This window comes from Pseudarthrobacter kochi, assembly GCF_055412805.1.
The window spans coordinates 1-11,075 of record NZ_JBVAYV010000067.1; the positions used below are offsets into that span (position 1 = coordinate 1).

Sequence of the window (11,075 nt, forward strand, 5' to 3'; positions counted from 1 at the left end):
AGAAGAAAAAAACGAACCCCACTCCCACCCCCCCCCCCCCCCACCCCCCGGGTCTGTTTCCCCCCCCCCCCCCCCCCCCCCCCCCCCCCGCGGCCAGCTCTTCACTTCACCCCCGACTCCTTAGGTGAACCATGTCTGTAGTGACCCCTCCCCGCAGCGCGCAGTCCGGGCCGCCGTCCGGCCGCGGCGCCCGCCGCGCCCCCGGCGCCCGTGAGAACTTCTCGGCCTGGGCCAACCGGCACCGCAAGTGGCTGTTCGCCGCCCCCGCGATGATCTTCGTCGGTGTCCTGATCGTCTTTCCGCTGGCCTGGACCCTGTACCTGAGCCTGACCGATTCGCAGGGCTCCGTCCGGGCCGCCTCAGAGTTCGTCGGTCTGCAGAACTACCTGACGGTCCTCTCCGACGCCGAGCGCTTCTGGCCCGCGGTCGGACGCACCCTGTCCTTCACCGGCGTCGCCCTGGTGTGCGAAGTGGTGCTGGGCATGTGCATCGCGCTGCTGCTGTGGCGCCCGTTCCGCGGCGAAAAGTGGGTCCGCGTGGCCATTCTCCTGCCGCTCGTCGCCACCCCGGTGGCCGTCGGCATGATGTGGCGGCTGATCTTCGACCCCAATATCGGGTTCGTCAACCAGCTGCTCGGCATGGTCGGCATCCCGCCGCAGCCATGGCTCTCCGGCCAGGACACGGCGCTGGGCACCACCATCTTCATGGACGTGTGGCAATGGACCCCCATGGTCGTGCTGATCCTGCTCGCCGGCCTGACCTCGCTGTCCGAGGAGCCCGACGAGGCGGCCCGGATGGACGGCGCCAACGCCTTCCAGCGCTTCTTCTTCATCACGCTGCCGCTCATGATGCCGACAGTCATTGTCGCCATCCTGCTCCGGGGCATCGATGCCCTGAAAACGTTCGACATTCTCTATGCCACCAAGGGCAAGGGCGGCGGATCCTTCCACGAGGTGGAGACGCTCAACGTCTACGCCTACGGCCTGAGCTTTGACTACAACCAGTACGGGCTGTCCTCCGCGGTGCTGATCCTGTTCTTCATGATCATTATCGGCTCCATGTGGCTGCTGACCATGCGCAAGAAAGCGGTAAGCAAATGACCGTATTGACCGAAGACACCGGAAACCAAACCGCCCCCGCCGAGCCGGCCAAGACGGCCCCGCGCCCCCGGAAGCCCCTGGGCACCCGCGCCTACAAGGCTTTCCGCGTCGCCGCACTTGTGGCCGTCGTGCTGTTCCTGGTCGCCCCGCTGTTCTGGATGCTGCTGGCCTCCCTCAAGACCAACGTGGACATCTACGACACCGGCAAGTCGTTCCTCTTCACCCCCACGTTCGAGAACTACGCCAATGTGCTGCAGCGGAACAACTACTTCGTCTTCATCTTCAACAGCTTCTGGGTGGCCTTCGTCTCCACGGCCCTGTCGCTGGTCCTGGGCGTGCCCGCCGCCTACGCCATGAGCCGCTTCACGATGCACCGCTCGGCGCTCGTGGTCCTGATGGCCCGCGTCATCCCCGGCGTCTCCCTGCTGGTGCCCTGGTACTACGTCTTCTCCAACCTGAAGATGGTGGGCGGCTTCGAGGTCCTGATCCTCAGCCACATGTTCGTCTCGCTGCCGCTGATCGTGTACATCATGATGAGCTACTTCGATTCCCTGCCGCTGGAGCTGGAGGAATCGGCCCAGGTGGACGGACTCACCCCGATCGGCGCCTTCCGCCGCATCACCCTGCCGCTCTCCGTCGCCGGCATGGCCACCGCCGGCATCCTGTCCTTCATCTTCTCGTGGAACAACTTCATGTTCGCCCTGGTGCTCTCCGGCTCCAAGACCAAGACCCTGCCGGTCGCGATCTTCGACTTCGTCTCCTACGCCAGCATCGACTGGGGCGGACTCATGGCGGCCGCCACCGTGGTCACCATCCCGATCATGATCATTGCGCTCTTCACGCAGAAGTACATCGTCTCCGGCATGACCGCCGGCGCGACCAAGGGCTAGGCAACAGATGACACTCATCAGCAGGATTGAGACGTTCCTCGTCGCGCCGCGCTGGCTCTTCGTCCGGATCGAGACGGACAGCGGGATCGTCGGCTGGGGCGAGGCGAGCTGCGAAGGCCGCAGCGAAACCGTGCGCACCGCCGTCGACCAGCTCTCCGAGCTGCTCATCGGCAACGATGCGCTCCGGATCGAGGACCACTGGCAGGTGATGACCAAAGGCTCGTTCTACCGCGGCGGGCCCATCCTGGCGAGCGCCGTGTCCGGGCTGGACCAGGCCCTGTGGGACATCGCCGGCAAGCACTTCAACACCCCCGTGCACCAGCTACTCGGCGGCCATGTCCGGGACCGGATCCGGATGTACGGCTGGGTGGGCGGGGATGAACCCAACGAGGTGGCCGACCAGATCAGCGCGCAGCTGGAAGTCGGGCTCACCGCCGTCAAGATGAACGCCAGCGGCCGCATGAGCCCCATCGCCTCGGTAGCGGAGCTCGACGGCGTCGTCCGCCGCGTTGCCGCCGCCCGCGAGGTCCTCGGGGACCACCGGGATGTCGCCGTCGACTTCCACGGCCGCTTCAGCCTCGCCAACGCCCGGCGGGTGGCGCCGCTGCTGGAACCGTACCGGCCCTTCTTCCTGGAAGAACCCGTGGTCCCGGAAAACACGCACCTGCTGCGCGAATTCACCTCGTCCACCACGACGCCCGTCTCCACCGGCGAGCGGCTCTACAGCCGGCAGGAATTCCTGCCCGCCCTGCAGGCCGGCATCGCCGTGGCCCAGCCGGACCTCTCGCACGCCGGCGGCATCACCGAGGTCCGCAAGATCGCCTCGCTCGCCGAAATCTACGAGGTCCAGCTGGCCCCGCACTGCCCACTCGGACCGCTCGCCCTGGCAGCGTGCCTGCAGGTGGGTTTCGCCACGCCCAACTTCCTGATCCAGGAACAAAGCATCGGGATCCACTACAACCAGGGCGCCGAAGTCCTGGACTACGTGGTGGACAAATCCCCGCTGAAGTTCGTGGACGGGCACATCGAACGCCTGACCGGCCCGGGTCTCGGGATCGAAATCGACGAGGCCGTGGTCCGCGCCGCGGACAAGCGCGGCCACGCCTGGCGCGGGCCCGTCTGGCGGCACCCCGACGGAGCCTTCGCAGAATGGTGAATCACATGACTTCAGTGCTGACCCCGGAACTACTGCTGGCCGGAATCCGGCAGACCCGGCTGGTCGCCATTGTGCGCGGCACCGACGGCGGCGCCGCCGCGAAGGCGGCCCTCGCTGCGATGGAGGAGGGCTTCCGCTACGTCGAAATTGCCCTGACCACCCCGGGGTCGCTGGAGGCCATCCGCGACGTCCGCGCCGCCGCCCCGGACGGCTGCTTCGTCGGCGCCGGCACCGTGCTGACCGAGCAGGACGTGGAACACGTGGCCGTGGCGGGCGGCCAGTTCATGGTCACCCCGGCGCTGGCAACCTCCATCCAGGAATCCGCCCGCCTCGGGATCCCGGTCCTGGCCGGGGCACTGACGCCCACCGAGGCCTACGAGGCCATGACCCGGGGTGCCACCGCGGTGAAGCTCTTCCCCGCCTCCATCGGCGGACCGGGCTATCTCAAGGCCCTGCGCGACCCCTTCCCGGGGATCCCCTTCATCGCCGTCGGCGGCGTGGGACTCGAGGAGGCGTCGGGCTACTGGCAGGCGGGCGCCGTCGCCGTCGGCCTGGGCGGACCGCTCTTCGGGGATGCCGGCTCCGGCGGCGACCTCGCCCCGGTGCGGGAGCGCGCCCGCGGCTTCGTGGTGCTCGCCGCCGAATTCGACCGCCGGATCGCCGCGGAGAGCCGGCCGTGATTCCCGGACCTGTGCTTCCCGTCCCGGGGATTCCTGACCTGCTGACCTTCGGGGAATCGATGGTGTCGCTGCGCTCCGCCGGGCCGCTGTCCGCGGGCGGCTCCCTGGGCATGCACGTGGCCGGGGCGGAATCCAACGTGGCCGTCGGCGTCGCCCGTCTCGGCCACCGGGTGGGCTGGGCCGGAGTCCTCGGCGCCGACCCGCACGGTGAATTCATCCTGCGGCAGCTGCGCAGCGAGGGCATCGCGGTGCACCACCGCGAGGACGCCGGCCGTGGCACCGGGGTGATGTTCCTCGAACAGCGCACCGCCGACGTCACCCGGGCCTTCTACTACCGCGCCGGGTCCGCCGGATCCACGCTCAGCCGGGACGACGTCGACGCGGCCTTCCGGGACGGTGCCCGGGTCCTGCACCTCACCGGGATTACCGCCGCACTCAGCCAGGAGGCGCGGCGGGCCGTCGAGTACGCGGCCGCCCGTGCTGCCGGCGAAGGCCTGGAAGTGTCCCTCGACGTCAACTACCGCGGCAAGCTCTGGTCCCGGGACGAGGCACGCGCCGTCCTCACCCCGCTGGCCCGGTACGCCAGCATCCTGATCGCCTCCGACGACGAACTCGGCCTGGTCGCCTCCGGTGGTGGCTGCGCCGTAACGGCCGACGACGACGAAACGGCCATGGCCGCCGAACTCCTGGACCGCGGGGTTCGGGAGGTCGTGGTCAAGCGCGGAGCTGCCGGCGCCGGCGTCCACACCGCCGCCGGCCGGTGGGAAACGCCCGCCGTGCCGGTCACCAGCATCGACACCGTGGGCGCCGGCGACGCCTTCACCGCCGGCTACCTCTCAGCCCTGCTCGACGGCGAGGACGTGGCCGGCCGCCTGCAGCGCGGCGCCCTCGCCGGAGCTTTTGCCGTCAGCACCGCCGGTGACTGGGAAGGCCTGCCCCGCCGGGGCGAGCTCGCGCTGCTGGGGGCCACTCCCAGCGGAACCACCCAACGCTAAGGCCCGGCCCGGCCGTCCGCCTCCACCACCATCCACAACACACCGACACGGAAAGCCTGGACCCACTGTGAAAATCATTGCCGCGGAAGTCTTCGTGACCAGCCCGTCGCGTAACTTCGTGACCCTTCGGATTACCACGGAGGATGGTGTGACCGGGATCGGGGATGCGACCCTGAACGGGCGTGAGCTCGCGGTGGCCGCGTATTTGAAGGAGCACGTGGCGCAGCTGCTGATCGGCAAGGACCCGCACCGGATCGAGGACACCTGGCAGTTCCTGTACCGGTCTTCCTACTGGCGGCGCGGCCCGGTCACCATGGCCGCGATCGCCGCCGTCGACATGGCGCTGTGGGACATCAAGGGCAAGATGGCCGGGATGCCGGTGTACCAGCTGTTGGGCGGGGCGTCCCGGAACGGGCTGCGCGCCTACGGGCATGCTTCGGGTGCGGATCTGGAGTCGTTGTTTGATTCGGTCCGGGAGCACCTGGAGCTCGGGTACAAGTCGGTCCGGATCCAGACCGCGGTGCCCGGGATCAAGGCCGTGTACGGGGTCGCCGCGCAGGCGCAGGCCTCGGGGGAGCGGTACGACTACGAGCCCGCCGGGCGCGGGTCGTTCCCGGTGGAGGAGGACTGGGATACCCGGGCGTACCTGCGCCACCTGCCCGGCGTGTTTGAGGCGGTCCGGAACGAGTTCGGCCCGGAGCTGCCGCTCCTGCATGACGGGCACCACCGGATGACGCCGATCCAGGCCGCGAAGCTGGGCAAGGCGCTGGAGCCCTACGACCTGTTCTGGCTGGAGGACTGCACCCCGGCGGAAAACCAGGAAGCCCTCCGGCTGGTCCGGCAGCACACCACGACGCCGCTGGCGATCGGGGAGATCTTCAACACCGTTTTCGATTACCAGACGCTGATCAAGGAACAGCTGATCGATTATGTCCGGGCCGCGTCGACGCACTTCGGCGGGATCAGCCCGTTGAAGAAGGTGATGGATTTCGCAGCGCAGTACCAGATCAAGTCCGGGTTCCACGGCCCGACGGACATTTCCCCGGTCGGGTTCGCCGCGCAGCTGCACGTGGGCCTGGCGATCCACAACTACGGCATCCAGGAATACATGCAGCACTCGGAGGCGACCAACGAGGTGTTCGAGCAGTCCATGACCTTCGTGGACGGCTACCTGCACCCGGGCGAGGCGCCCGGCATCGGCGTCGAGTTCAACGAAGAGGCCGCCGCGGCGTTCCCGTACCAGCAGGCCTACCTGCCCTACAACCGCCTCGTCGACGGTACCGTCCACGATTGGTAGGCCCGGGACAGGGAACAAAAAGGTCCCGGGCGGGAGTCGATGCTCCGCAGCCCGGGACCTGGCTTGTGTGCTGAACGCAGGAGCCTGGGGCTCCGCTGGCTCAGTGAATGAGTTCCCGCGTCATGCCGAAGGGGACCTGGTCGGACAGCGCCGCCGTGTAGTGGCCGGCCTTGTGCCGGGTGAGCAGGATGCCCTGTGTCCCGGTTGCCATGGCGATCTGCTGGAGACCGCGGACGGCGTCGTCGAGCCGTTCGTCCAGGACCTGGCGGCTGTCGACTTGGATCTCAATGCACTCCGATATTGTGGTCATCGCTCTGTTCTTTCTTGGGATTTACTTGTTGGCCCCAATAGTTGAAGGGACACTAGCGCCATATTTATCGGCCCGTCAAATCACCACGCTGTGTCCCATCGGAGCCGGTCCGGACCGGGAATTTGGTCGGAACCCACCGCACGCAGTTGACCTGCGGTTCCATCGCAGTGAGGGTGGTGGTCCCATGGCATCACTCAGGAGCGGTCGAAGCGTGGGCGTGGACACAGCGCCGCCGCCCGTCCACCCCGCGCAAAGGCAAAGGTGCTCACGTCTCAACCGTGAATCCAGTCGCCGGACAGCGGACTCCGTTGACCTGCAGCTGTAGTGCGTGGTCGCCGGGGTGGTGGATCCCTGCTGTCGGTACCGAAGAGATCCTCGCCGCCCACGAGGGCGGCAAGCTGAGGATTGAGCTGGCCCGGCCCATCGATACTCGTCGCGACCTGGCCATTGCCTACACCCCAGGCGTGGCCGCGGTCAGCCTTCTGATCCACAACGATGCCACCATCGCAGCCTCATACACGTGGGCGAGTCGACTCGCTGCGGTCGTCAGTGACGGCACAGCCGTGCTCGGCCTGGGAGACATCGGGCCGGCGGCCGCCCTGCCCGTGATGGAGGGCAAGTCGGCCCTGTTCCAGCGTTTCGGCGGACTGAATTCCCTTCCTCTGGTGCTCGACACCACGGATGTAGACGAGATCGCGGACACCCGGCTGCGGCTGCGGCACAGCTTCGGCGCCGTCAATCTCGAAGACGTCTCGGCACCGCGCTGCTTCGAACTGGAAGCCAAACTCATCGAGGCTCTGGACTCCCTGGGCATCCTGAGCGGTCACCGCATCGACCTCACCGGGGTCAAGGCCGACTTCGCCCTGACCTCCAACCCGCGCCAGATCCACGGCGGTCCGGCGCAGGCTCTCGCCGGTGCGGGTGTCTTCGTCGGCGTCTCCTCCGGCACCGTGGAGGAACACCTGTTGGCGACGATGCCGAGTGATGCCATGATCTTCGCCCTGTCGAACCCCCAGCCGAAGGTGGCCCCGGACGTGGCAGCGCGGAACGCGAAAATCGTGGCGACCGGGCGCAGCGACTTTCGAACCAGATCAACAATGTGCTGGCCTTCCCCGGCATCTTTCGCGGTGCTCTGGATGCCGGTGCCCGCCGCATCACGACAGCTATGAAGATCTCCGCGGTCATGGCCATTGCCGACCTGGTCGGCGACGATCTCTCCGCCGACTTCATCGTCCCGAGCCCGTTCGATGAGCGTGTGGCTGCCGCCCCGGCGGCCGCGGTCCTAGCCGCCGTGTGAGCCGGCCGAGTCCAGAAGACCGACACCAGGGGTCGGCTCAGGCGAGGCGGGTGGCCCGTAAGACGACGTCGTGCACGAAAGCCGGGAGCCCGCCGGGACCGATGATGCTTCGGGAGGACTCCTCTGCAGTGTCAATGCGCCAGCCCGCGGGGTTGAGCCGGTCCGTGATGTCCGCCAGGGTGACCGTCGCTTCGGCGGGAGGCTCTTCATCGTGGTTGTGGCCCTGCTCCGCGCCGCCATCGTGCCCGTGCCCGGACGTTTCCACATGCTGCAGGTGCCCGACGATCAGGAGCGTGATATCGGCGCCGGTGACCCGCCAACCGTGGGCGGCGAGCCAGATCGCCTCCGCCCCGGTGCCGCAGCCGGCATCCAGCGCCGTTCCGGGCGTGAGGTGTTCGGTGGCGCGCACGAGGTGCGGGTTCGTATCGGTTGCGAGCGCCATGGCCGAGGCCGTGTCCTGCACCTGTTCCCAGTGTCGTTCGCAGTAGTCCTTTTCAAAGTTGCGCATGTGTGGCCTGGCCCTCTTTGTGGTTGTCACTGCGTCTCTTGTGACGATGGCAAGCGGAGCGCTGCTGGGCAAGCCAGCTGCCAGGCTGGCAAGTTTTGGTGCAGTCGTGTTCCGGCCTGTCGCCGGATGCCCGGATTGCCGACGCGGCCGTCGAGCCGGTCTATGCCAGAGGCCCACTGACTCGTCAGTTTCCGGACGGAGACTCAGCCATGGATTCAAAAACCCGCTCCGTTGCGTCTTCGAGAGGATCGACTTATACTGACTAGTCGGTACAAAAGTGCCGACGAGAGAGGAACGACGTGCAGACGACACTGGTAGCGGATGACCTGACCGTGAGTCACAAAAGAGGCGTGGTCTACGGCCCGGTGAGTTTCAGAGCCGACGATGGCCTGACAGTGATCTGCGGTCCGGCGGGCAGCGGCCGCACCAGCCTGCTGCTCACCCTTGCCGGCCGGATGAAGCCCAGTACCGGCACGCTTTCCGTGCTGGGCGAGGAGCTGCCACGGCACGCCCGCCGCATTCAGCGCAGCACCGGAGTCTCTGGGTTCCACGGCATCGACACCCTCGAGGAGTCGGTCAGCGTGGGCGCGGCCATCCGCGAGCGCCACGCCTGGCTTGCGCCGTGGTGGGCCTTCATCCGCGCCGTCGACGACGCCGAGGTCCACCGCGTCTGCGGCCCGATCTTCGGCGATATCCCGATTCCGGCCGCAAGCACCATGATCTGGGATCTCGACGAGGTCGAAATGGTGCTGTTGCGTGCCTCACTGGCCATGATGAGCCAGCCCCGCATGCTTTTCTTCGACCAGGTGGAACAGGTGCACTCTGCCGACGCTCGCCGGCAGCTCTGGGAGCGGCTCGGCGCCATTGTGGCCGCCGGCACCCCCGTGGTGGCCTCGGCCATCGCACCCGACTTTGAAATGTGGGCGGACCTGGGTATCAACCCGTCTGTCCAGTACATGAACCAGGAGATCCGCTAGATGTTCGCCTTCCTCTCAACCGGCACGGAGCTGCGCCGCTTCGGCAAGGGCACGCTGCCCAAGATCGCGCTTGTCGTTTTGATGTTCATCCCCCTGATCTACGGCGCCCTCTATCTCTGGGCGTTCTGGGCACCCGACAAGGAACTCAGCCACCTCCCCGTCGCCCTGGTCAACTCCGACACCGGCGCCATGCGGGACGGCAAAGCTGTCACCGCCGGCGATGACCTGGTCGACAAGCTCATCGACGGCAACGATCTGGGTTGGGTCGAAACCAGTGCGGCCGACGCCGCAACCGGGGTCAACAACGGCGACTATTACTTCTCCGTCACCATCCCCGCCGATTTCTCCACGGATGCTGTCTCTGCCGGCACCGACACCCCCGCCCCGGCTGAAGTGCAGGTCGACTACAACGACAGCAACAGCTTCCTGGCCTCCACCATGGGCAAGCAGGCCATGGTTCAGCTCCGTGACGCAGTATCCCTGAACATCGGCGACCAGACCGTCAACGCAATGCTCGTGGCCGTGAACGAAGCCGGTGACGGCATCCGCAGCGCCGCAAAGGGCGCCGGTACCCTTGCCGACGGCCTCACGACAGCCGAGACCGGCACCGGCAGGCTCGTCGACGGGCTGGGCGAGCTGTCCAGTGGCGCAGTGACTCTCGACAACGGGGCGGCTAAGGTGGCCGGCGGTTCCTCGACACTGGCCACCGGAATCGGAACGCTCTCCAACGGCGCCAGCACCCTCTCCAGCTCATCCGTTCAACTGGCGGATGGCGCTCAGCAAGTCTCCGGAGGCACCCGGAAGGTGTCAGATGGAATGGCCGCCGCCGCCGCAGGGGCAGCCACTCTAGCGGGCTCGTCAGACCAACTTGCTGCCGGGGCCGCCAGCATTTCCGCCGGCACCGGACAGCTCGCTGCGGGAACGGCATCACTCTCGGGGGGCCTGAGCGACCTCGCGGCCGCCATGGCTGCTGCGCCGGCCGGAACCCCGGCGTCCGCCTTCCTGCCCTCCGTGACGAAACTCTCCGAAGGCGCGCTCACGCTCAACACCCAGACCCAGGGTGCGGCAGGCCAGACTGCCAGCTATGCCGCGTCAAGCGGCCAATTCGCTGCCGGCCTCAACACGCTCTCGGATGCCCTCACGGCCGGTGCCCCCGGTGCCGCCCAAGTCGCCTCCGGTGCCTCCGATGTCGCCGCCGGAGCCAGCGCGCTCTCCGCCGGAGCGGGCCAACTCGCCAGCGGAGCAGCCACGGCCGCAACCGGAGCGAACACCCTCGCGGACGGCACCTCGGCCCTGTCCGCCGGGACCGGCTCGCTCGTGGAGGGCAGCAACCAACTCGTCGACGGCGGTACCGCCCTTCAGGACGGCACTGTGCAGCTCGCCGACGGCAGCCGCACTCTCGCCGATGCCCTCCGGGACGGTGCGGCAGCCGCACCGGACGACAGTGATGCGCAGATTGCCGCCAAGGCCTCGGTCATCTCGAACCCGGTCGACCTCAAGCAGACCTGGGAAAATGCCTCCAGCAGCTTCGGTGAGGGCTTCGCTCCGTTCTTCCTCGCCCTGGCCACCTTCGTTGGTGCGCTGATCACGTGGCTGATCCTTCGGGCTCTGCCCACCAGGGCACTGGCGAGCGCCGCCTCCGGTCTGCGTGCCACCATGACGGGTTTCCTTCCTGCCATGGCGATCGGCCTCAGCCAGGTCGTGATCATGGTTCTGGTGCTCGTTTACGGCATCGGCCTCACCCCGGCGCACTGGGCGAGTTCTAGTGATCGTTGCAACGCCCCCGAAATCCGGGAGTTGCAACACCCATGGAAACACCATCGACCAACAGTTCTTCCTTATGGAAAAAATCGCCTTCAACGAAA

10 protein-coding genes and 1 pseudogene are annotated in these 11,075 nt (G+C 67.4%); 9 read left to right on the forward strand and 2 right to left on the reverse strand.

The features are described 5' to 3' along the window. The first annotated feature begins 131 nt into the window (after positions 1-131). The 6 genes from ACZY0Y_RS18720 to manD all read left to right on the forward strand — a co-directional run bounded on the left by ACZY0Y_RS18720 (position 132) and on the right by manD (position 6,118). A complete protein-coding gene (locus tag ACZY0Y_RS18720; RefSeq protein ID WP_463959734.1) occupies positions 132-1,100 on the forward strand; it encodes a carbohydrate ABC transporter permease in 969 nt (322 codons plus the stop codon). Beyond that, positions 1,097-1,990 carry a carbohydrate ABC transporter permease gene (locus tag ACZY0Y_RS18725; protein ID WP_463882430.1) on the forward strand — a complete coding sequence of 298 codons (894 nt, stop codon included), beginning with the start codon at positions 1,097-1,099 and terminating at the stop codon, positions 1,988-1,990. Before ACZY0Y_RS18720 ends, ACZY0Y_RS18725 begins: the two co-directional genes overlap by 4 nt. Positions 1,991-1,997: 7 nt before the next feature. Further along, positions 1,998-3,146 (forward strand): galactonate dehydratase, encoded by a 1,149-nt coding sequence (gene dgoD / locus ACZY0Y_RS18730; protein WP_056430100.1) that lies wholly within the window; start codon positions 1,998-2,000, stop codon positions 3,144-3,146. A 5-nt stretch (positions 3,147-3,151) separates the two neighbouring features. Beyond that, a complete protein-coding gene (locus ACZY0Y_RS18735; protein ID WP_463959735.1) occupies positions 3,152-3,826 on the forward strand; it encodes a bifunctional 4-hydroxy-2-oxoglutarate aldolase/2-dehydro-3-deoxy-phosphogluconate aldolase in 675 nt (224 codons plus the stop codon). Next, positions 3,823-4,821 (forward strand): sugar kinase, encoded by a 999-nt coding sequence (locus tag ACZY0Y_RS18740; RefSeq protein ID WP_463959737.1) that lies wholly within the window; start codon positions 3,823-3,825, stop codon positions 4,819-4,821. Before ACZY0Y_RS18735 ends, ACZY0Y_RS18740 begins: the two co-directional genes overlap by 4 nt. Positions 4,822-4,888: 67 nt before the next feature. After that, positions 4,889-6,118, forward strand: a complete 1,230-nt coding sequence (manD, locus tag ACZY0Y_RS18745) for a D-mannonate dehydratase ManD (RefSeq protein ID WP_463882437.1) — start codon at positions 4,889-4,891, stop codon at positions 6,116-6,118. Between the two features lie 100 nt (positions 6,119-6,218). On the opposite strand, the gene ACZY0Y_RS18750 is transcribed toward manD, so the two are convergent. After that, positions 6,219-6,428, reverse strand: coding sequence for a hypothetical protein (locus ACZY0Y_RS18750; protein WP_463882439.1), 210 nt, complete (start codon positions 6,426-6,428; stop codon positions 6,219-6,221). Positions 6,429-6,736: 308 nt separating this feature from the next. Between ACZY0Y_RS18750 and ACZY0Y_RS18755 the strand changes: the two are divergent. Next, positions 6,737-7,725 (forward strand): annotated as a pseudogene (locus ACZY0Y_RS18755) (NAD(P)-dependent malic enzyme). A gap of 37 nt (positions 7,726-7,762) precedes the next feature. Here the strand turns inward: ACZY0Y_RS18755 and ACZY0Y_RS18760 are convergent. After that, positions 7,763-8,233 carry a class I SAM-dependent methyltransferase gene (locus ACZY0Y_RS18760; RefSeq protein ID WP_463959739.1) on the reverse strand — a complete coding sequence of 157 codons (471 nt, stop codon included), beginning with the start codon at positions 8,231-8,233 and terminating at the stop codon, positions 7,763-7,765. A gap of 299 nt (positions 8,234-8,532) precedes the next feature. Here ACZY0Y_RS18760 and ACZY0Y_RS18765 point away from each other — a divergent pair, with 299 nt between their 5' ends. After that, positions 8,533-9,210: an ATP-binding cassette domain-containing protein gene (locus ACZY0Y_RS18765; RefSeq protein ID WP_463959741.1), complete on the forward strand. Its 678-nt coding sequence runs from the start codon at positions 8,533-8,535 to the stop codon at positions 9,208-9,210. Further along, positions 9,211-11,075 (forward strand): YhgE/Pip family protein (locus ACZY0Y_RS18770; protein WP_463959743.1); only part of this gene is annotated, 1,865 nt, incomplete at its 3' end.

What these genes read in the sequence shown, in the direction of transcription:
- ACZY0Y_RS18720 (WP_463959734.1), top strand. Translation starts at nt 132, where the DNA reads ATGTCTGTAGTGACCCCTCCCCGCAGCGCGCAGTCCGGGCCGCCGTCC.
- ACZY0Y_RS18750 (WP_463882439.1), bottom strand. Translation starts at nt 6,428, where the DNA reads ATGACCACAATATCGGAGTGCATTGAGATCCAAGTCGACAGCCGCCAG.
- ACZY0Y_RS18735 (WP_463959735.1), top strand. Translation starts at nt 3,152, where the DNA reads ATGACTTCAGTGCTGACCCCGGAACTACTGCTGGCCGGAATCCGGCAG.
- ACZY0Y_RS18725 (WP_463882430.1), top strand. Translation starts at nt 1,097, where the DNA reads ATGACCGTATTGACCGAAGACACCGGAAACCAAACCGCCCCCGCCGAG.
- ACZY0Y_RS18760 (WP_463959739.1), bottom strand. Translation starts at nt 8,233, where the DNA reads ATGCGCAACTTTGAAAAGGACTACTGCGAACGACACTGGGAACAGGTG.
- dgoD (WP_056430100.1), top strand. Translation starts at nt 1,998, where the DNA reads ATGACACTCATCAGCAGGATTGAGACGTTCCTCGTCGCGCCGCGCTGG.